We start from the raw sequence: 18,221 nt of genomic DNA, 5'->3' as shown, positions 1-18,221 counted from the left end.
CTCAGGCAGCCTCTTCTCCCCATGCCGAAGACAGAATCCGAAGCCAGTTTTCGCTGGCCATTTTCTTCAAATCCTCGCCACCATATCCAGCACGCTGAAGCGCATCAATCAGCTTCTGGTTGCCCGAGGCGTCGCCGATCTCGTCCGGTATGGTTGCGCCGTCGAAGTCCGATCCGAGCGCCACGCAATCGATGCCGATGCGCTCTACGAGGTAGTCGATATGACGAACCATGTTGCTGAGCGGCGTGTCGCCGTCCGAGCGGGCGTCGTCGCGCAGCATGGCGGTTGCGTAGTTGAGGCCGACGAGGCCGCGGCTTTCCTTGATCGCGGCAAGCTGCCTGTCCGTCAGGTTGCGGGCGACCGGTGTCAGCGCATGGACATTCGAGTGGCTGGCGACGAGCGGTTGGTCGGTCGTCTTCGCCACATCCCAGAAGCCCTTTTCGGTGATGTGGGCGAGGTCGATCATGATGCCAAGGCGGTTGCACTCGCGAACCAGTTCGAAGCCGGCATCGGTCAGGCCAAGGCCGGTATCCGGCGACATCGGGAAGGCAAACGGTACGCCGTGACCGAAGATGTTGTGCCGGCTCCAGACGGGACCCAGCGAGCGAAGGCCCGCGGCATAGAAGACCTCCAGGGCGGCCAGATCCGAGCCGATCGCCTCGCAGCCTTCCATATGCATGACAGCGGCGAAAACACCGTCGTCGATGGATTTGCGGATGTCCTTGACGGTGCGGCACAGACGCCAGGCGCCAGCGCGATCAAGGCGCAGGGCGATCGCGGCCATTTCATTGGCGATGCGCAGCGATGGCAATGGATCGAGAGGTGCCGCGAGCGGGGTGACGTAGTGCCCGTCCTTGTCGGGATCGGCGAAGACCAGATCGCCCGAGGGAATGTAGATGGCGCAGAGGCCGCCGGCGAGGCCGCCTGCCTTGGCGCGCAGCGCGTCGATGTGGCCGGTGTCCGTTCCGTTCGCAAACTCGGCAATGGGATCGCCGCCCTCCCGCTCATGCGTCCAGAGGCGGAGAAGAACGTCGTTGTGGCCGTCGAATACGAATTGCATGTCAGTTCCTGTAAGCCCTCATCCCGTGAACCAGGGCGAGCGATGCGAAGCGCGCAGAATAGAAAAGCTGGTAAAATAAGCCATCTCTTTTTTGGGATTATTTTGGCGCAACAACCCACGGTTAGGTGCGCTACGACGGCCTGGCCGCGACGCCTCAAAAACATCGGGAATGCAGCGCGGGCCGATGAAAATGATATGTGGCCCGACTATATGATATCGCGGAAACGGTGGCCGGTCGTCGGCCCCGGTGGAGAGCGTAATGTCTATTTCAATCTATCGCCTGACAGTGCCTGTATTTCAGCGCGGCCTGACAACGTTGACCAACTATCTCGACAAGGCGGAGGCCTTCGCCAGCGAGAAAGGCATCGATCCCGTGGAGCTCGTCGCGACGCGGCTGGCGCCCGATATGCTGCCGTTTTCCGGCCAGTACCAGCGCGCCACCGATAGCGCCAAGCTTGCCATTGCACGGCTAACGGGTATGGACGCGCCGAAATTCGAGGACAACGAGACGACGATCGCCGAGCTCAGGGCGCGTGTCGCGAAAACGGAAGCCTATCTCGCGACCGTGTCGCCGGATGCGCTCGATGGTGCCGAAACCCGCGAGGTCGTCATTTCTCCCGGCGGCAACAGAACGGTCTTTCGTGGCAACGACTACGTCTTGAGCTTCGCGCTGCCGAATTTCTATTTCCACATCTCGATGGCGCACGCGATCCTGCGCAACAGGGGCGCACAGGTCGGCAAGCTCGATTATCTCGGACGTTTCTCCTGACGGATATTCAGGGCCGGTGTCGAACCGGTCCTTTCTCCGTCAGCTCGGTGTAGGCCAGGGTCTGGTCGAGGTGGCGGGCGCGCAGCGACAGCAGTTTTTCCGCGTAGGCGAGCCGTGTCGAAGCGTGCGCCGGGTCGGCCGCGATATTTCGCAGCTCCATCGGGTCGTCCCGGAGATCGAAGAGCAACGGCGCCAATCCAGCGAAGTGCACATATTTGAAGTTCTCGTCCCTGATGACGGCGAGATTGCATTCGTTCGATCGCAGGCCGAAGTGCCGTTCTGCATGCTGATGGGCGATGTCGCGGAAATCGAACTCCCAGAAGGCCGCATCTCGCCAGTTCGCGACGCCCTTCCCTTCGGTAAATGGTAGCAGCGATTGCCCGTCCAGGCCGTTTTCTGGCTCGACGTCCAGGCGCTCGCAAAGCGTGGGAAAGATATCGGCGGCGCTGGTGAAGTGCTCGACCGTTTCGCCGCGATTGGTCGATCGCGGATCGCGAATAACTAAAGGGATATGATAGCTCCCGTCAAAGAAGCCGCCCTTGCCGAAGGTCCAGTGATCGCCGGCCATCTCCGCATGATCTGATGTGAAGACGATAACCGTGTTTTCCCAAGCGCCGGCATCCTTGAGCGCTGCCCAGATCCGGCCCAGCTGGGCGTCCACCTCGGCGATCATTCCATAATAGATGGCACGGATGGCTGCGATGTCCCTGGCGGTCCAGTCATCGACCGGGCCGGTCGCGCCGTGGATGAAGCTACCCTTGTCGTTTCGCGGCATCGCGTAGGCGAGATAGGGGTGGGATGCCGCCTCGCTCTTTCGATCGGCTGCGCGGGAAAAGGCGGGCCCGTCCTCGGGCGAGAACATATCGTTGTAGGGCACCGGCGCGGAAAAGGGCGGATGCGGGCGCAGGAAGGATATGTGAGCGAACCACGGACTATCCTGTTCGCCCAGCCATCGAATGAACTCGCCGGCCAGGAAAGCCGTCTGCGTCTCGTCTTTGGAATAGGCGGTGGGGGCGTTGGAAATTTCGCCGGGTCGGGCGCCCAAGGGGACATGAATATCGCGGCTCGTCGCGTCCCGATGTCCGCGCGATCGCAGCCAGGACAGCCATTGTCTCTCATGTTCCGGGAGCAGCTGCCGCGCGGTAAAGCCGGGCAGCAGGCCTTCATACGTCGTCAGGTGCGGATCGTTGGCATCTACGCCGCGCGGGTCGGGTGCGGTATCCGTATAGCCGAATAGGGTCGGCTCGTAGCCGGCACGGCGTGCGGCGAGCGCCAGATTGTCGAACCTGCCATCGAGGGGCGAGCCGTTGCGGCAAACCCGATGGTTCATCTGGTAGAGGCCGGTATAGAGCGTGGCGCGCGCCGGCGAGCACGGCGCGGCGCCAGCGAAATGACGGGCAAACAGCGTGCCTTCGGCGGCCAGCGCGTCGACATTCGGCGTCCTGACGCAGGCGTGATTGCGTGCCGAGAGGCAATCACCGCGCCACTGGTCCGCGGTGATCAGCAGAATGTTCGGTTTGCCCGTCATCGATCTGGCCAATCAGTGATGGTTGGATTTCGAATGCCAGTTCCAGGCCGAGCGGATGATCTGGGAGAGATCATGCTGCGGCACCCAGCCGAGCACTTCGCGTGCCTTGTCGTTGTTGGCGACCAACGTGTGCGAATCGCCTTCGCGGCGGCCGACATATTCGACGGGGAATGGCTTGGCGGAGACGTCTTCGATGGCGCCAAGCAGTTCCTTGACCGTCGTGCCGGTGCCGGTGCCGAGATTGAGCGCAACCGAATCGCCGCCGCGCAGCAGATGCTCGACGGCGCGGACATGCGCATCGGCAAGATCGAGCACGTGGATATAGTCACGCACGCAGGTACCGTCGCGGGTCTCGTAATCGCTGCCGAACACCTTGAAGCCGTCGCGCCTTCCGAGTGCTGCGTCGATCGCGAGCGGGATGGCGTGGGTTTCCGGCTGATGCCACTCGCCGATACGGCCTTCGAAATCGGCGCCAGCGGCGTTGAAATAGCGCAGCACGACCGAGCGGAAGCCGGTGTACTTGTCGTAATCGGCAAGCGCCTGCTCGACGATGTATTTCGTCTGGCCGTAGGGATTGATCGGCACCTGGCGGTGGGTTTCATCCAGCGGCACGCTCTGCGGCAGGCCATAGGTCGCGCAGGTGGAGGAGAACACGAAAGCCTTGATGCCGGCTGCCTGGGCCGCTGCCAGCAAGGTCAGCGTGCCGATGACGTTGTTTTCGTAGAAGGCGACCGGGTCCTTGACGGATTCGCCGACCTCGATCAGGGCCGCGAAGTGCAGGATGGCTGCTGGCTTGTGCTTGGCCAGAACCTCGTCGAGGCGCGCGCGATCCCTGATATCGCCTTCTTCGGCTGGGCCCCATTTGACGAACTCACGGTGCCCGTTCGAGAAGTTGTCGTAAACGACGGGCTTGAAGCCCTTGTTGGCGAGATCGAGACATGTGTGGGAGCCGATATAGCCAGCACCACCAACGACCAGAACTGTTTCACCTGCCATGCACCACCTTCTGTGATTTGGAATCGGACAGCACCAGAGTTAGGCCAACGACATGGCGATAAAAAGAACGAAGTGCACTGCGTGTCGCTTTCACCGCATCTTATGGCCAACGCGATTAGCGAATTTCGTTGGCCGAGGTCGAAGACCGGTCGAATGAGGATTATTCGCCGGCGATGCATGATCAAGGTTCTCCCGATTGACAATATCATTGGTGCCATTGGTAGTGTCTGGAAATTTTTCTACCTATGATACTGCCTTATTTTAGCTTTCATGCATGGTCTATGCTTTGAGTCCTGTTATGTATGTTCGAATAGACTTTAAAGATATCTGGAAAAACATCGCGCATGGATGCAGCTATTCGCAAGTTTATCTTTCATGATCTTCAAACGATCGAGGGTTACATCGATCCTCCGGATGCGCTGGTGTTCCTGGCGATCCTCCAGCATCAGGCTCTGGCGGGTTTTGAAGGGGCGATTGCGGAGATCGGCGTCTATTACGGGCGATCGTATTTCCTCTTTCGGCGCATTTGCGGTGACGAGCAGCGAATCGTTGCCATCGATCTTTTCGATCTCGACAGTGCAACGAAGGGCAGCGCGCAATATCTGCAATTTGTCGAGAACGGCCGCCGGCTTGGCCTTCCTGTCCTCGAAGACTTGGTGATCAAGGGCGACAGCACGCTTCTAAAGCCCGCCGATATCTTCGCGAAGGTGGGGCCGGTCCGGTTCTTCAGTATCGATGGCGGGCACATGCTGCATCACGTGATGTCCGACACGCATCTGGCGGCGGACACGCTGACCGATCATGGCATCATCGCCTTTGACGACACCTTCAACCCGACTTGGCCGGAGGTGACGGTTGGCGTTGCCGATTTCCTGCGCGAGCAGCAGGGCGAGTTCGCCGTCTTCTGCATCACCAAATACAAGACCTATGTCTGCCGCCGGGCATTTCACGCCGAATATTCCAGGGCGATTGCCGCCTCTCCCGATCTCGCTGCTTTCGAACATGTCGAAACCGAGTTTCTTGGCTCCAAGGCGGCGCGGCTTGAAAATCCGATGCGTCGGCGTCTCGTGCACCAGCTTCTGGTGCGCAGCGGCATGAGCGTGTTTTCGGAACGGGCCTATCGATAGCCGGCTTTGCGGGCGGCGAGTGATAGAAGAGAAAAATGCCTCGCCGAAGCGAGGCTAGTTCAAGGCCGCTTCGGGGAAAACAGAAGCGACGGAGCTGTTTTATTGTTGCCCTAGCTTTCCACAAGCGCAGTTTGGCGGATTTTGGTACGCGCGGCGAAATGGCGCGGAATGAATGTCAGGACTGACTGCCGCCACTTTTTAAGCTTGCGACAAGCCGGCGGCCGCGACGAAAAGCGGTGAATGCGGCACCGACCGCGATCAGCCATAGCGCGGCAATCAGCACTTCGTTCGTGCCGCCCCAGAGCGGCTGAAACACCGAGAGGATTGCGGCGCCCGTTATCGTTGCCATGCGGTGCTGTTTGGCCATGGGGCCGGAGAAATCGCTCGGCTGGCCGGTGGCGCGGCCGAGTTCGCGGACATAGGCGGTAAGCACCGCGAACGCCGCCGCCGCCCAGCCGAGCCCCGGCGCCCCGATGCTCGCCCCTGCCCCGACAAGGATCAGGATATCGGCAATGCGATCAGGGAATTCATTCCAGAACGGCCCATCGGCCGCCCCCTTCCCGCCCTCGACCGCGACCATGCCATCGAAGAGATTGCAGAGCAGCCGCAGCTGGCAAAACAGCGCGGCGGCAATGAAAAATGGAGCCTGCGCCCAGCCCGTCCGATATCCCGACAGAAAGAACGCGCCGCCGGCGAGTGCTGCCGCGATCATGCTTGCCTGCGAGATCTGGTTGGGCGTGAGGGATTTCGACGCCAGCCATTGCGCAATCGAGCGCGCCCAGTGTGTATCGCGGCTCGACAGCGGCCTGCGGTCACCTGTTTCGTTCATGCCCGCTCCCCCTTCCGGTACAGTGAATAATTGTAGATCGCCGCATAGCTGGTCGAGACCGCTAGCGGCAGCGCGATCGTTTTCAGAATTTCAGGCGTGCCGCTCAGCGCGTGGATGGTCGCCAGAATGGCGCTTGATGCCAGGCAGGCGATCAGCGGCGGCGCCCAGAGGGCTCGCGCTCCATTTATCCGCTGTGACAGCTGCTCGACCGCAGTCTTGAGAAACAGCGTCAGGCAGGCGGACAATGCGCCCTGGACGAGGCCGGCAAGCAGGAAGCGGCCCGGCGGGTAGTCCCGGTTTGCAAACATCGCCCAGCCGCCCATGGCGCAGAAGGCGAATGCGACATGTGTGATGCTGTTGCCGGCGATGCGCCGCAGCCGGGTCGTCATGTGGCCGACCACCAATAGCGGACGAGATGGAAGAAGATCGGTGCGGAAAAGACGACGGAATCGAGCCGGTCGATCAGGCCGCCATGGCCCTCGATCAGGTTACCCCAATCCTTGACGCCGCGGTCGCGCTTGATCGCCGACATCACCAATCCGCCGAAGAAGCCCATCATGGTGATGACGAAAGCCAGCAGCCCGGCCTGGAAGGGCGTGAACGGCGTGATCCACCAGAGGCCGGCGCCGATCAGCGTGGCGCTGGCAACGCCGCCGACAAAGCCCTCGACTGTTTTGGAGGGCGACAGCTTCGGGGCGATCTTGGTGCGGCCGAAGAGCTTGCCCCAGACATACTGCAGCACATCGCTCAGCTGCACGATGATGACCAGAAAGGCGATGAGCAGCACATTGCGGCCCTCATAGCCCGGAATATCGAGCGTCAGCAGCGCCGGCACGTGGGAAGCGCAGAAGACGCAGATCATCAGCGCCCATTGCACCTCCGCGATCCGATCGAGAAAGCGCTCGGTATCGCCACGCAGCACCGAGATGATCGGCATCAGCAAGAAGGCATAGACGGGAATGAAGATCGCGAAGATGCCGTATTGCTTCGTCCAGAGCAGAAAATACTGCAGCGGCAGCACGACGAAGAAAGCGGTTGCCAGCGCCCAGTGATCGGCGCGCTTCGTGTGCGTCAGCGTGATGAACTCGCGTAGCGCCGCGAACGAGCAGAAGCCGAAGAGGATAAGGATGCCGACGCGGCCGATCATGAAGGCGATGCCGATCAGGATCGCCATCACCCACCACGCCTTGATGCGCGCGTTGAGGTTCTCGATCGAGGCATTGGCGCCATCGGGCGAGAGGCGGCGCTGCAGGATGTAGCCGACTGCGGAAGCGACGACTAGCACCGCGAGGATGCCGAGCACGAGCGTGAGGAGGTCGGAATTGGCCGTGTTCATTCGCTACCGCCTGGCTGTTTTGGAGAGAGATCGAGAAGGGCTGTGCGCGCCCGATCAAGAAAGACCTGCTTGTCTTCGGCCGGATGCATCTGCATTGGCTCTCCGAAGGTCACGGTGCAGATCAGCGGGATCGGGACGATCTCGCCCTTTGGCATGACGCGGTTGAGATTGTTGATCCAGACGGGGACTAGGCGGATATCCGGACGTGCTGAGGCGAGATGAAAAAGCCCGCTCTTGAACGGCAGCAGCGAAGCCTCCGTCAGATTGCGGGTTCCTTCGGGAAAGAGAATGAGCGACGAGCCGGCATCCAGCGCATTCGCCATCACCTCGATCGGATCGCTGGTCCGCTTGTCGCGCTCGCGCTCGATCAGCACGGCGTCGAAGACGTCGCTGCCGATAAAGCGCGTGATCGCGGATTTCAGCCAGTATTCCGCCCCCGCCACCGGGCGCGTGGACCGGCGCAGGCGGGGCGGCAGAACGGCCCAGACCAGAATGAAATCGCCATGGCTCGAATGATTGGCGAAATAGATGCACGTGTCCGTTGTCGGGCCGTCGCTTGTCCAAATGGCGCGCACGGCCGTTATGGCGCGCGCAAACAAAACGATGGCCGTCGCCACCGGCCCCGCGATCATCTTTCGTACCAAATCGATCCCCCATCCACCTGACACATATAAGATGTGTAGCCTTGTTTATGGCGGATCAAAAGCCCCCGACTTCGCGCAACCGCTAGCAAGTCACGACCATACCGGCACAACGCGTCAGCTGGTGGAGGAAAGCGTTAACCATGCTTCGGTAGGAATGGTGTCGAACACAACGGAACGAATCGATGTCGGTAAACACAAGCAAGAGTTTGAAGGCCATGACCACAAGTGAAATCGTCCTTTTTCCTGTGGCCTCGCGCGCCGGCGACATCGATCGCAGCGCCGCCGAACTCGAGCGCTTGCATGGTGCCGATGCCGTTCAATACTGGAAGACCGAGTGCCGGCGTCTGGCGAGCGAACTCGAATCGCTCGGCCTGCCGGAGGCGGAAGTTCGCCATCAGGTCATGGTCTTCCAGACCGAGGTACAGCAGGCCCTCGTGCAGCGCTCGCAGTCGCGCGCGATTTCGCAGAGCCGCAGCGGGCGCGCGCTGAAGCGGTAAGCGGGTGGGCTAGGCCTCTCACGGCATGGCGATATGGAGCCGAAGCTGCTAGAGGCAAGGCCAACCCGCTACGCGAAAAGGAATACGCGATGATCCAGCCAACGGCTTCGTTCAAGGACAATCTGCAACTGCTGCCTTCAGTCGAAGGCCTTGCTCGCATAGACCTGACCGACCCGGCTGGCGTCATTGTCGCGACGATCGAAAACCAGCCGGGCAAACAGGGTTCGCTCGCGGTCTATCAATATCTGCAGCAATGCTTCGGCATCCTCGACAAGCAGGCCGCAACCTACGCCCTCGACCTTTTCGCCGAACACACCGCCGACGCGAAAACCCGCCCCGGCGCCCATCCCAATATCGACCGCCTGCTTGATATCATCGGCGGCGCTGCGCCATTGGGTATTCAGCTCGTTGCTCGATGATAAGCGCCGTACAGGCTAGGCTACGAGTTTGACGACGATCGCGATGTGCCGATGAAGCACGCGGGGTCGACGACGTCGGCTTTGACTCGCCAGCTTCCTGGCTATGATCTCGGAATTATCGACCTCGAACAGAGGACATTGCAAACAATCGACAACCCGTTCGGCACGAGGTTGTCATCTATGTCTTAGGTACGGATTGTTACCTATGCGTCCGAGTCGGACACAAGAGAATATGGCGGAGAGGGTGGGATTCGAACCCACGATACGGTTGCCCGTATGCCGCATTTCGAGTGCGGTGCTTTCGACCACTCAGCCACCTCTCCGCTTCGTTGGTCGGCGCTTGTTCGGCGCGGGCTGTCTCATAGCGAGAGTTTGGCGGGCTGGCAAGTCGTAATCTCAAGCCATTTCATCCTTTTGTCATCCTTTTACCTTGACAGTTTTTTTATGCTCGCGTATCTGCGCAACCCAATAGGTGTGGATAAGTCCGCGCCTTGTCCGTCCCGCGCCCGCGTGGGGCATCACCGGCAGCCAGAATTCCTGGGCAAAAGCCCTGAAATCCCTGCTTAACATCGACTGATAAAAAGACGGCCACCTGTTTGATGCGGGTCGAGCCGGAACGAACATGAAAGGATAAAAAATGTTCGCAGTCATCAAGACCGGCGGTAAGCAGTACCGTGTGGCAGCAAACGACGTGCTGACCATCGAGAAGCTTGAAGTCACCGCTGGCGAATCGATCGAATTCACCGAAGTCCTCGTAATCGGCGAAGGCGCCGATGCCGCGATCGGTGCTCCCTTCGTCAAGGGCGCGTCCGTCAAGGCCGAAGTCGTCGAGCACAACCGCGGCAAGAAGGTCATCGCCTTCAAGAAGCGCCGTCGTCAGAACTCGAAGCGCTCGCGCGGCCATCGCCAGCACCACACCGTTGTCCGTATCACGGACATCGTGGCTGCTAAGTAAGATCACGGGACTTAAGGTTTAAAGGAGAACTCCAATGGCACACAAAAAAGCTGGCGGTTCGTCGCGCAACGGTCGCGATTCTGAATCCAAGCGCCTTGGCGTGAAGAAGTTCGGCGGCGAAGCCGTCATCGCAGGCAACATTATCGTGCGTCAGCGCGGTACGCAGTGGCACCCGGGTTCCAACGTCGGCCTCGGCAAGGATCACACGATCTTTGCTCTCACCGCCGGCAATGTGAACTACCGTACGAAGGCCAACGGCCGCGTATACGTATCCGTGATGCCGAAAGCGGAAGCAGCGGAATAAGCCGGTAGCGCTTTATAGCAGCCGGTGTCTCATCGACCCGGCTGAGCGTATCAGGTTCAGTCAAGACAAAAGGGGAGATGGGGCACCACCCATCTCCCCTTTTTCTTTACCCTCAAGGAGGACTGAACCATGCAAGGCGAATTGTTACGGAGAGACCAAAGGTCTCCCGAAGAGCGGCTGCGGCCGGAGCGGTTAAGGACCGATTGCCCTGTCTTACTGTCGGAAAGGCTCGTCATGCGCGCGCCCCACGAAGAAGACATCGACGCCCTTGCCCATCTCGCCAACAACGCCAAAGTCGCCACAATGGTGTCGCGCATGCCGCACCCGTATACGGCCAATGATGCCGCCGACTTCGTGCGACGCACGAAAAATGGCGAGATTGGCAAGTGCGTCTATGCGATTACCAAAGCCGAAAACGGCGCCTTTATCGGTTGCTGCGGGGTCGAGCCGCATCTTGATGGTCGCACCGTCGAGATCGGTTACTGGCTGGGCGAGCCTTACTGGAACCAGGGCTTCATGACAGAGGCGTGCCATGCGCTCGTCGACATGGTGTTCCGCACCCGCGAGGATGTCGACCAGATCGACGCCCGTTGCCGGGTGATGAACGTCGCCTCGCGCCGTGTCATCCAGAAGTGCGGTTTTCAGTTCCAGGGATCGGGTCTTGCCGCCTCGCTGGCGCTGGGGAGTAACGTGCCGGTCGAATGGTACAGGCTCGACCGCAAGACCTGGATGTCGCTGAGAAGCTGGGGGAGCGTATTATGAGCGCGCTCAGCCTGGAAAGGCCAAGACCACAGGTCGCCACTGCCGGCTCGCAGCCCGACATCAAGACCGAGCGGCTTTTCCTGCGGGCGCACCGGTTGAGTGATGCCGATGCGATCGCGGAATCGCTGTCCGATTTCGCGGTGACGCGGATGCTGGCACGGGTGCCTGCACCCTATGACCGGCAGGATGCGCTCGACTGGCTGGTGCCGGTCACGGCCGGCCGGTTGCCGGACTGGCAGATGGCGATCACCAATGGCGACGACGCGCATATCGGCGTGGTGTCGATCGAGCTTCGGCACGGGCGCTGGCATCTCGGCTACTGGCTGAACCGCTACTACTGGCGGCGCGGCTATATGAGCGAGGCGGTTTCCGCCACGCTCGAGCGTTTCTCACGGCGCATGCCCGAGACCGTCGTGCATTCCGGTGTCTTCGCCGACAATCCGGCGTCGCTGAGGCTGCAGGAAAAGATCGGCTTCCGCATGACCGGTTGCAGCGAGGTCTTCAGCTTCGCCCGCAACACGATGGTCACGCATGTCGAAACCATGTTGAAGCCCGGCGCGTTGCAGCAGAGCAAGAGCGCCTGATGAAAATTGGAGGCGCCCCACACTGATCGGGGCGCCTTCTTCAATTGTCGATCTCGACCCAGACGGGGAAGTGATCGGACCCCATGGCCGACGTGTCGATCCGTGCGGATCTTAGCCGGCTTTCGAGGCCAGAACTGACGAAGACGTAATCGAGATGCATGCGCTTGCCATGATTTGCGGGATCCATCCAGCTGTAGCTGTCGGGCTGATAGGCGCGGAGCGCCTCGAAGGCGTCGACAGGTGTGCCGATGCGTGCCGTGCGTCCGTAATATCCGTCCTTCCGGCCCGCGAAAGCGCAGTATTCGGGCGATTCCGGCAGCATGTTGAAGTCGCCCATGACGAGATAGTCTTCGGGCAGCGGAAGCTCCTCGATCTCGAACTCGCGGGCGCCGGTCAGCGATCCGCCCTCATGGGCGAAGGCGTTGATGCGGTCGTTCAGATGTGCGAGTTGGCGGATGCGCTCGTCGCTGGAGACGTGATCGAGATGGACGGAGTAGACGCGCACTGCGCCGCCGGGAAGGTCGATGACAGCCTCGGTGGAGCTTCGTTGCAGGTTGAGCTTGGTGAGCGTCCTGCTGCGCGGCAGAAGCAGCGTGCGGGTCGACAGGATCGGCCAGCGCGACAAGACCATGTTGCCGAACTGCATGCGCATGCCGCGCGGCGCGGGACGGCCGTCAATTTCAGCGACATGAAGGTCGCAGCCCGGTCCGTAGACCCAGAAATGGTCGGGAAACAGGGCGCTGAGATCGGCGACCATGTCGGCATATCGGTTTCGCGCGAAGCCGCGGGTGACTTCCTGGAGCGCGATGATGTCGGCGCCGGCAAGACTGTCGACGATTCGTTTCAGATCGTACGTGCCGTCGAGACCGAAGCCGTACTGTATGTTATAGCTCGCAAACCTAACGATAATCTTTGACCTCCGGCTGAACGGCCTATATCGATCAGGCCAAGACGGGCGTCCAATGACACCGAATGATGGAAGTAAAATGAAATTTCTCGACGAAGCAAAGGTCTATATCAAATCCGGCAGCGGCGGCGCGGGTGCCGTGTCGTTCCGGCGCGAGAAGTTCATCGAGTTCGGCGGGCCTGATGGCGGTGATGGCGGACGCGGTGGTGACGTGTGGGTGGAGACCGTCAATGGTCTCAACACGCTGATCGATTTCCGCTTCCAGCAGCACTTCAAGGCGACGATCGGCACGCACGGCATGGGCCGCAACCGTACCGGCGCCAATGGCGAGCACGTGACGCTGAAGGTGCCCGTCGGCACACAGATCTTCGAGGAAGACCAGGAAACGCTGATCTGCGACCTGACGGAAGAGGGGCAGCGCTATTGCCTCGCCCGGGGTGGCAATGGCGGTTTTGGCAACGCGCACTTCAAGACCTCGGTCAATCAGGCGCCGGATTGGGCCAATCCTGGCCTTGAGGGCGAGGAAAAGACGATCTGGCTGCGTCTGAAGCTGATCGCCGATGCCGGTCTGGTCGGCCTGCCGAATGCCGGCAAGTCCACGTTCCTCGCGGCCGTTACCCGCGCACGCCCGAAGATCGCCAATTATCCGTTCACGACGCTGCATCCCAATCTCGGCGTTGCGACGATCGATGAGCGCGAATTCATTCTTGCCGACATTCCCGGCCTGATCGAAGGCGCCCATGAGGGCGTCGGCATCGGCGACCGGTTCCTCGGCCATGTCGAGCGCACGCGCGTTCTGCTGCATCTCGTGTCCGCGCAGGAAGAGAATGTCGGCAAGGCCTACAAGACGGTCAAGCACGAACTCAGAGCCTATAGCGACGAGATCGGTGACAAGCCGGAGATCGTGGCGCTGTCGCAGATCGATGTTCTCGACAAGGCAACGCTGACGAAGAAGACCAAGGAACTGGCCAAAGCCTGCGGCAGCACGCCCTTCCAGATCTCGGCGGCAACCGGCATGGGCATGACCGAAGTGTTGCGTGCGCTGCGCGATATCATCGTCGAGGCCAATGCCGAAGCGAACATTCTTGAAAAGCCGGCCAAAGCGCTGAAGGTGCGTCATCGCGATATTATCGCCGACGAGGACGAGGCCAATGACTAGGCAGAAGGCGCTGGGTAGCTACCGGCGCATCGTTATCAAGATCGGCTCCGCGCTGCTCGTCGACCGCAAGACCGGCCTGAAGAAGAGCTGGCTGGACGCGATGTGCGCCGATATCGCTAAGTTGAAAAACAAGGGCGTCGACGTGCTTGTGGTGTCCTCTGGCGCCATCGCGCTTGGGCGCTCGGTTCTCGATCTGCCCTCGGGCGCTTTGAAGCTCGAGGAAAGCCAGGCCGCAGCCGCGGTCGGCCAGATCGCGCTTGCGCGCGATTGGTCAGAGAGCCTGTCGCGGGACAGCATCGTCGCCGGCCAGATCCTGCTGACGCTTGGCGATACGGAAGAACGCCGCCGCTATCTCAATGCGCGCGCGACGATCAACCAGCTGCTGAAGATCGGCGCCGTTCCCATCATCAACGAGAACGATACCGTTGCCACCAGCGAAATCCGCTATGGCGACAATGACCGTCTGGCGGCGCGTGTCGCGACGATGGCAGGCGCTGATCTCTTGATCCTGCTCTCTGATATCGATGGCCTCTACACCGCTCCGCCGCATCTCGACCCGGATGCGCAGTTCCTGGAAACGATCGCCGAGATCACGCCTGAGATCGAGGCGATGGCTGGCGGTGCCGCATCCGAGCTGTCGCGTGGCGGCATGCGAACCAAGATCGATGCCGGCAAGATCGCGACGACCTCTGGCTGCGCGATGATCATCGCTTCCGGCAAGACCGACAGTCCGCTGTCTGCGATCGAAAACGGCGCGCGGTCCTCGTGGTTCGCGCCTTCGGGAACGCCCGTGACTGCGCGCAAGACCTGGATCGCCGGTCAGCTGCAGCCGGCTGGCGAGCTCCATGTCGATGACGGCGCGGTGACGGCGCTAGGCGGTGGCAAGAGCCTGCTGCCCGCCGGCGTGCGCAAGGTCGTCGGTGTGTTCAGCCGTGGCGATACGGTGGCGATCATCGGGCCCAATGGCCGGGAGATCGCGCGCGGATTGGCGGGCTATGACGCCGATGAAGCGCGCCAGATCACCGGCCGCAAGTCCAGCGAGATCGAGGCCATTCTCGGCTATGCCGGGCGCGCCGCGATGATCCATCGCGACGACATGGTCATGACCTCGCAAATCAATTCGAAATTGGAAAGGCAGAAGAAGGACGCCGCCCATGCTTGATACAGTCGTGCAAAGCCCTGACATTGACGCGCTGATGAATGACATCGGCCGCAAGGCCAAGGCTGCCGCGCGACCGTTGGCCTTCGCCTCGACCGACGCCAAGAACGCCGCCCTGAATGCCATGGCTGATGCGATCCTGGCGGACAAGGACCAGATCCTCGCTGAAAACGCGCGGGATCTCGAGGATGCGGCGGGTTCCGACATGCTGCCCTCCTTCATCGATCGGCTGACGCTCACCGACAAGCGCGTCGCGGAGATGGCCGATGGCATTCGCGCGATCGCTTCCTTGAAGGATCCCGTTGGCGAGGTGGTCAGCGCCTGGGATCGTCCCAATGGCCTGAAGATCGAGCGCGTGCGCACGCCGCTTGGCGTGATCGGCGTTATCTTCGAAAGCCGCCCGAATGTGACTGCGGATGCCGGTGCGCTCTGCGTCAAGGCGGGCAATGCCGTTATCCTGCGCTGCGGCTCGGATTCGCGTCGTTCATCGAAGGCTATCTATGAATGCATGGTGCGCGGCCTGAAGGCTGCCGGGCTCCCAGAGCATGCTATCCAGCTCGTTCCGACAACGGATCGCGCGGCGGTTGGTGCCATGTTGCGCGGCTTGGGTGGAGCGATAGACGTGATCATCCCGCGCGGTGGCAAGAGCCTTGTCGCGCGTGTGCAGAACGAAGCCCGGGTGCCCGTCTTCGCGCATCTGGAAGGGCTCTGCCATATCTATGTCGATGCATCCGCCGATCTCGACATGGCCAAGGAGATCGTCGTCAACGCCAAGATGCGGCGGACGGGGATTTGCGGTGCCGTCGAGACCATTCTGGTCGACAGCGCTGTCAGCGACACGCATCTCGTTCCGCTGCTCGATGTTCTCTCGGATGCCGGCTGCGAAGTTCGCGGCTCTTCAAGCGTTGTGAAGGCGGCGCCTGGAACGAAGGTGGCGACCGAGGAAGACTGGTCCACGGAATATCTCGACGCGATCGTCTCGGTCGCTGTCGTCGATGGCATCGATGGTGCGATCAAGCATATCCAGACCTATTCGTCGAACCATACCGAAGCCGTGATCGCCGAAGACCCAGCCGTCGTGGAGCGCTTCTTCACCGAGGTCGATTCCGCCATCCTGCTACACAATGCCTCGACGCAGTTTGCCGATGGCGGTGAATTCGGCATGGGTGCGGAGATCGGCATCGCCACCGGCAAGATGCATGCGCGAGGCCCCGTTGGCGTCGAGCAGCTGACCTCGTTCAAATACCGCGTGCATGGCACCGGCCAAGTCCGGACCTGATGTGATCAACGACGAATTGGACCGACGCTATCTTCGCGTGCCGCATGCCGAGCGGGGCATGGTGGTCGGTCTGTTCGGCGGTTCCTTCAATCCGCCGCACCAGGGTCATGCGCTGGTGGCGGAGATCGCGATCAAGCGGCTTGGTCTCGATCAGCTGTGGTGGATGGTCACTCCCGGCAATCCCCTAAAGGATCCGAGCCAGCTTTTGCCTCTGGCGGAGCGGGTGCGGCTCAGCGAAAAGCTTGCCAAGCATCCGGCTATCAAGGTCACCGCGTTCGAGAAGAAATTCGGTACGACCTTCACCGCGGAAACGTTGGCGCGGATCAAGATCAGCAATCCGCATGTGCATTTCATCTGGATCATGGGCGCCGATAGTCTGAAGACGTTTCATCGGTGGCAGCGGTGGCAGGATATCGCCCGCATGTTCCCGATCGCCGTTATCGACCGGCCGGGTGCAACGCTGTCATTCCTGTCATCGAAGATGGCCAAGACCTTCGACTTCGCGCGTGTCGACGAGGATGATTCGAGAGCGCTCTGGAAGAAGCCGGCGCCTGCCTGGACATTCATCCACGGGCCGAGATCGCGACTGAGCTCGACAGCGATCCGCGCGCAAAAAGGCGCTTAGCTCATTTATCTCAATATCAAGCTGGAAAATGAAAAGCCCGACGGGGGAGGATCCGTCGGGCTTAAAACTTGACCGGCAACTGGGAGGAGGAGTGTTGCCGATCCGTTATCGGACAGCTTGGGAGGAGGAGATCGCTGTCCGATGAGGAGGTTGTATGATGAGTATCACAGAAAGAAAAGCGAAATTGGTGCATCGCAGCAATGCATTTCTGACATGTGTTTAAGTGTCGCACCCATCGCTGTGCTCAATTTGTTGGCATTTTCTGGTGAATTCTCTTGTTTTGGCGTCGCTTAGCCGTTCATTACTGGTCGGTACCAGCCACCTATGTTGCGTCGCAGCGGCGTTTCCGCCATGGTTCACGAACACGTGAAGCTATCTTCATCAAGTGTTACGCGATGCGTTGCGTTCGGCTGAATATAGCGCTGGTCAATGGCTGGGTTCCGTTATATCTCTCCAAACATCTCGAAGTGTTGGGGAAACAATATGCACAATCGTCGTCAATGGGTGAAATTCGCAGCTGTCGCGGTCTCCGCGATCTGGCTTGGCGCAACCGCCGGCACAGCCGTCGCCGCTGAAAAGGTTACGGTCTTTGCCGCCGCAAGCATGAAGAATGCACTTGATGCGGCCAATGCGGAATGGGCCAAGGAAAGCGGCAAGGAAGCTGTCGTCTCCTATGCGGCGAGCTCCGCTCTGGCAAAGCAGATCGAAGGCGGCGCGCCTGCGGATGTGTTCATTTCGGCCGACCTCGACTGGATGGATTATCTCGCCAAGAAGAACCTGATCAAGGCGGACACCCGCTCCAACCTGCTCGGCAACAGCATCGTGCTCGTTGCCGCCAAGGACAAGGTCAAGCCCGTCGATATCAAGCAGGGCTTCGATCTCGCCGGCCTGCTCGGCGACGGGAAGCTCGCCATGGGCGAAGTTAAGTCGGTACCAGCCGGCAAGTATGGCAAGGCAGCGCTTGAAAAGCTCGGCGTCTGGTCGTCGGTCGAAGGCAAGGTCGCAGGCGCTGAAAGCGTGCGTGCGGCGCTGGCGCTGGTCTCGCGCGGCGAAGCGCCGTTCGGCATCGTTTACCGGACCGACGTGAACGCGGATCCGGGCGTTGCCGTTGCCGGTACCTTCCCCGCCGACTCGCACCCGCCGATCACCTATCCGATCGCCATCCTGTCCGAGAGCAAGAATGCCGATACGGCAGCTTATCTCGACTTCCTGAAGTCGGAGAAGGCAGCGCACTTCTTCACCGAACAGGGCTTCACCATCCTGAAATAATTGCGGTTTTATA

Annotated in this window: 21 protein-coding genes and 1 tRNA gene; 13 read left to right on the top strand and 9 right to left on the bottom strand. The window is 60.7% G+C overall.

Going from position 1 to position 18,221, the window contains the following annotated elements:
- Nucleotide 1: 1 nt before the first annotated feature.
- Nucleotides 2–1,060, bottom strand: a complete 1,059-nt coding sequence (locus ACVTFQ_RS17385) for a dipeptidase (protein ID WP_111562709.1) — start codon at nucleotides 1,058–1,060, stop codon at nucleotides 2–4.
- 259 nt (nucleotides 1,061–1,319) lie between these two features.
- Here ACVTFQ_RS17385 and ACVTFQ_RS17380 point away from each other — a divergent pair, with 259 nt between their 5' ends.
- Nucleotides 1,320–1,829 carry a DUF1993 domain-containing protein gene (locus ACVTFQ_RS17380; protein ID WP_111562708.1) on the top strand — a complete coding sequence of 170 codons (510 nt, stop codon included), beginning with the start codon at nucleotides 1,320–1,322 and terminating at the stop codon, nucleotides 1,827–1,829.
- Nucleotides 1,830–1,836: 7 nt separating this feature from the next.
- Here the strand turns inward: ACVTFQ_RS17380 and ACVTFQ_RS17375 are convergent, their stop codons facing one another.
- Nucleotides 1,837–3,357 carry an alkaline phosphatase family protein gene (locus ACVTFQ_RS17375; protein WP_111562707.1) on the bottom strand — a complete coding sequence of 507 codons (1,521 nt, stop codon included), beginning with the start codon at nucleotides 3,355–3,357 and terminating at the stop codon, nucleotides 1,837–1,839.
- A gap of 12 nt (nucleotides 3,358–3,369) precedes the next feature.
- On the bottom strand, nucleotides 3,370–4,353 hold the full coding sequence (gene galE / locus ACVTFQ_RS17370) for a UDP-glucose 4-epimerase GalE (protein WP_047509065.1): 984 nt from the start codon (nucleotides 4,351–4,353) through the stop codon (nucleotides 3,370–3,372).
- 344 nt (nucleotides 4,354–4,697) lie between these two features.
- Between galE and ACVTFQ_RS17365 the strand changes: the two genes are divergently transcribed.
- Nucleotides 4,698–5,480 carry a class I SAM-dependent methyltransferase gene (locus ACVTFQ_RS17365; protein ID WP_111562706.1) on the top strand — a complete coding sequence of 261 codons (783 nt, stop codon included), beginning with the start codon at nucleotides 4,698–4,700 and terminating at the stop codon, nucleotides 5,478–5,480.
- Between the two features lie 175 nt (nucleotides 5,481–5,655).
- Here ACVTFQ_RS17365 and ACVTFQ_RS17360 read toward each other — a convergent pair whose 3' ends face one another.
- The 4 genes from ACVTFQ_RS17360 to ACVTFQ_RS17345 are packed head-to-tail and all read right to left on the bottom strand — an operon-like array spanning nucleotide 5,656 to nucleotide 8,277.
- Nucleotides 5,656–6,309: a CDP-alcohol phosphatidyltransferase family protein gene (locus ACVTFQ_RS17360; protein WP_111562705.1), complete on the bottom strand. Its 654-nt coding sequence runs from the start codon at nucleotides 6,307–6,309 to the stop codon at nucleotides 5,656–5,658.
- A complete protein-coding gene (locus tag ACVTFQ_RS17355; protein WP_111562704.1) occupies nucleotides 6,306–6,698 on the bottom strand; it encodes a hypothetical protein in 393 nt (130 codons plus the stop codon). The genes ACVTFQ_RS17360 and ACVTFQ_RS17355 overlap by 4 nt, the downstream gene beginning before the upstream one ends.
- Nucleotides 6,695–7,645 (bottom strand): phosphatidate cytidylyltransferase, encoded by a 951-nt coding sequence (locus ACVTFQ_RS17350; protein WP_111562703.1) that lies wholly within the window; start codon nucleotides 7,643–7,645, stop codon nucleotides 6,695–6,697. Before ACVTFQ_RS17350 ends, ACVTFQ_RS17355 begins: the two co-directional genes overlap by 4 nt.
- Nucleotides 7,642–8,277 carry a lysophospholipid acyltransferase family protein gene (locus tag ACVTFQ_RS17345; protein WP_111562702.1) on the bottom strand — a complete coding sequence of 212 codons (636 nt, stop codon included), beginning with the start codon at nucleotides 8,275–8,277 and terminating at the stop codon, nucleotides 7,642–7,644. Before ACVTFQ_RS17345 ends, ACVTFQ_RS17350 begins: the two co-directional genes overlap by 4 nt.
- A 227-nt stretch (nucleotides 8,278–8,504) precedes the next feature.
- Here ACVTFQ_RS17345 and ACVTFQ_RS17340 point away from each other — a divergent pair, with 227 nt between their 5' ends.
- Nucleotides 8,505–8,786, top strand: coding sequence for a DUF6074 family protein (locus ACVTFQ_RS17340; RefSeq protein ID WP_409457180.1), 282 nt, complete (start codon nucleotides 8,505–8,507; stop codon nucleotides 8,784–8,786).
- Nucleotides 8,787–8,875: 89 nt separating this feature from the next.
- Nucleotides 8,876–9,205 carry a DUF2322 family protein gene (locus tag ACVTFQ_RS17335; protein WP_111562700.1) on the top strand — a complete coding sequence of 110 codons (330 nt, stop codon included), beginning with the start codon at nucleotides 8,876–8,878 and terminating at the stop codon, nucleotides 9,203–9,205.
- Between the two features lie 233 nt (nucleotides 9,206–9,438).
- Here the strand turns inward: ACVTFQ_RS17335 and ACVTFQ_RS17330 are convergent.
- A tRNA-Ser gene (locus ACVTFQ_RS17330) sits at nucleotides 9,439–9,528 on the bottom strand.
- A gap of 314 nt (nucleotides 9,529–9,842) precedes the next feature.
- Here ACVTFQ_RS17330 and rplU point away from each other — a divergent pair.
- From rplU to ACVTFQ_RS17310, 4 genes are all read left to right on the top strand, one after another.
- A complete protein-coding gene (rplU, locus tag ACVTFQ_RS17325; RefSeq protein ID WP_018901071.1) occupies nucleotides 9,843–10,160 on the top strand; it encodes a 50S ribosomal protein L21 in 318 nt (105 codons plus the stop codon).
- A gap of 34 nt (nucleotides 10,161–10,194) precedes the next feature.
- Nucleotides 10,195–10,464, top strand: coding sequence for a 50S ribosomal protein L27 (rpmA, locus tag ACVTFQ_RS17320; protein WP_004127267.1), 270 nt, complete (start codon nucleotides 10,195–10,197; stop codon nucleotides 10,462–10,464).
- 129 nt (nucleotides 10,465–10,593) lie between these two features.
- The gene (locus ACVTFQ_RS17315; RefSeq protein WP_047509049.1) at nucleotides 10,594–11,226 is read left to right on the top strand and encodes a GNAT family N-acetyltransferase; all 633 of its coding nucleotides are present in this window, start codon (nucleotides 10,594–10,596) and stop codon (nucleotides 11,224–11,226) included.
- Nucleotides 11,223–11,810: a GNAT family N-acetyltransferase gene (locus ACVTFQ_RS17310; protein WP_111562699.1), complete on the top strand. Its 588-nt coding sequence runs from the start codon at nucleotides 11,223–11,225 to the stop codon at nucleotides 11,808–11,810. The genes ACVTFQ_RS17315 and ACVTFQ_RS17310 overlap by 4 nt, the downstream gene beginning before the upstream one ends.
- Before the next feature lie 40 nt (nucleotides 11,811–11,850).
- On the opposite strand, the gene ACVTFQ_RS17305 is transcribed toward ACVTFQ_RS17310, so the two are convergent.
- A complete protein-coding gene (locus tag ACVTFQ_RS17305; protein ID WP_111562698.1) occupies nucleotides 11,851–12,717 on the bottom strand; it encodes an endonuclease/exonuclease/phosphatase family protein in 867 nt (288 codons plus the stop codon).
- A gap of 79 nt (nucleotides 12,718–12,796) precedes the next feature.
- On the opposite strand from ACVTFQ_RS17305, the gene obgE reads away from it, so the two are divergent.
- From obgE to modA, 5 genes are all read left to right on the top strand, one after another.
- A complete protein-coding gene (obgE, locus tag ACVTFQ_RS17300) occupies nucleotides 12,797–13,876 on the top strand; it encodes a GTPase ObgE (protein ID WP_111562697.1) in 1,080 nt (359 codons plus the stop codon).
- Nucleotides 13,869–15,038, top strand: a complete 1,170-nt coding sequence (gene proB, locus ACVTFQ_RS17295) for a glutamate 5-kinase (RefSeq protein ID WP_112436389.1) — start codon at nucleotides 13,869–13,871, stop codon at nucleotides 15,036–15,038. The genes obgE and proB overlap by 8 nt, the downstream gene beginning before the upstream one ends.
- Nucleotides 15,031–16,314 carry a glutamate-5-semialdehyde dehydrogenase gene (locus tag ACVTFQ_RS17290; protein ID WP_111562695.1) on the top strand — a complete coding sequence of 428 codons (1,284 nt, stop codon included), beginning with the start codon at nucleotides 15,031–15,033 and terminating at the stop codon, nucleotides 16,312–16,314. Before proB ends, ACVTFQ_RS17290 begins: the two co-directional genes overlap by 8 nt.
- Nucleotides 16,289–16,939 (top strand): nicotinate-nucleotide adenylyltransferase, encoded by a 651-nt coding sequence (locus tag ACVTFQ_RS17285; protein WP_111562694.1) that lies wholly within the window; start codon nucleotides 16,289–16,291, stop codon nucleotides 16,937–16,939. Before ACVTFQ_RS17290 ends, ACVTFQ_RS17285 begins: the two co-directional genes overlap by 26 nt.
- A gap of 483 nt (nucleotides 16,940–17,422) precedes the next feature.
- On the top strand, nucleotides 17,423–18,208 hold the full coding sequence (gene modA / locus ACVTFQ_RS17280) for a molybdate ABC transporter substrate-binding protein (RefSeq protein ID WP_111562693.1): 786 nt from the start codon (nucleotides 17,423–17,425) through the stop codon (nucleotides 18,206–18,208).
- Nucleotides 18,209–18,221 lie beyond the last annotated feature (13 nt).

The organism is Rhizobium sp. O111, from assembly GCF_055616315.1.
This window is presented reverse-complemented; position numbering and strand designations above follow the sequence as displayed.

Excerpts from the sequence above, each read along its gene's own strand:
- ACVTFQ_RS17385 (WP_111562709.1), bottom strand. The coding sequence starts at position 1,060 with ATGCAATTCGTATTCGACGGCCACAACGACGTTCTTCTCCGCCTCTGG.
- ACVTFQ_RS17380 (WP_111562708.1), top strand. The coding sequence starts at position 1,320 with ATGTCTATTTCAATCTATCGCCTGACAGTGCCTGTATTTCAGCGCGGC.
- ACVTFQ_RS17375 (WP_111562707.1), bottom strand. The coding sequence starts at position 3,357 with ATGACGGGCAAACCGAACATTCTGCTGATCACCGCGGACCAGTGGCGC.
- galE (WP_047509065.1), bottom strand. The coding sequence starts at position 4,353 with ATGGCAGGTGAAACAGTTCTGGTCGTTGGTGGTGCTGGCTATATCGGC.
- ACVTFQ_RS17365 (WP_111562706.1), top strand. The coding sequence starts at position 4,698 with ATGGATGCAGCTATTCGCAAGTTTATCTTTCATGATCTTCAAACGATC.
- ACVTFQ_RS17360 (WP_111562705.1), bottom strand. The coding sequence starts at position 6,309 with ATGAACGAAACAGGTGACCGCAGGCCGCTGTCGAGCCGCGATACACAC.
- ACVTFQ_RS17355 (WP_111562704.1), bottom strand. The coding sequence starts at position 6,698 with ATGACGACCCGGCTGCGGCGCATCGCCGGCAACAGCATCACACATGTC.
- ACVTFQ_RS17350 (WP_111562703.1), bottom strand. The coding sequence starts at position 7,645 with ATGAACACGGCCAATTCCGACCTCCTCACGCTCGTGCTCGGCATCCTC.
- ACVTFQ_RS17345 (WP_111562702.1), bottom strand. The coding sequence starts at position 8,277 with ATGATCGCGGGGCCGGTGGCGACGGCCATCGTTTTGTTTGCGCGCGCC.
- ACVTFQ_RS17340 (WP_409457180.1), top strand. The coding sequence starts at position 8,505 with ATGACCACAAGTGAAATCGTCCTTTTTCCTGTGGCCTCGCGCGCCGGC.
- ACVTFQ_RS17335 (WP_111562700.1), top strand. The coding sequence starts at position 8,876 with ATGATCCAGCCAACGGCTTCGTTCAAGGACAATCTGCAACTGCTGCCT.
- rplU (WP_018901071.1), top strand. The coding sequence starts at position 9,843 with ATGTTCGCAGTCATCAAGACCGGCGGTAAGCAGTACCGTGTGGCAGCA.
- rpmA (WP_004127267.1), top strand. The coding sequence starts at position 10,195 with ATGGCACACAAAAAAGCTGGCGGTTCGTCGCGCAACGGTCGCGATTCT.
- ACVTFQ_RS17315 (WP_047509049.1), top strand. The coding sequence starts at position 10,594 with ATGCAAGGCGAATTGTTACGGAGAGACCAAAGGTCTCCCGAAGAGCGG.
- ACVTFQ_RS17310 (WP_111562699.1), top strand. The coding sequence starts at position 11,223 with ATGAGCGCGCTCAGCCTGGAAAGGCCAAGACCACAGGTCGCCACTGCC.
- obgE (WP_111562697.1), top strand. The coding sequence starts at position 12,797 with ATGAAATTTCTCGACGAAGCAAAGGTCTATATCAAATCCGGCAGCGGC.
- proB (WP_112436389.1), top strand. The coding sequence starts at position 13,869 with ATGACTAGGCAGAAGGCGCTGGGTAGCTACCGGCGCATCGTTATCAAG.
- ACVTFQ_RS17290 (WP_111562695.1), top strand. The coding sequence starts at position 15,031 with ATGCTTGATACAGTCGTGCAAAGCCCTGACATTGACGCGCTGATGAAT.
- ACVTFQ_RS17285 (WP_111562694.1), top strand. The coding sequence starts at position 16,289 with ATGGCACCGGCCAAGTCCGGACCTGATGTGATCAACGACGAATTGGAC.
- modA (WP_111562693.1), top strand. The coding sequence starts at position 17,423 with ATGCACAATCGTCGTCAATGGGTGAAATTCGCAGCTGTCGCGGTCTCC.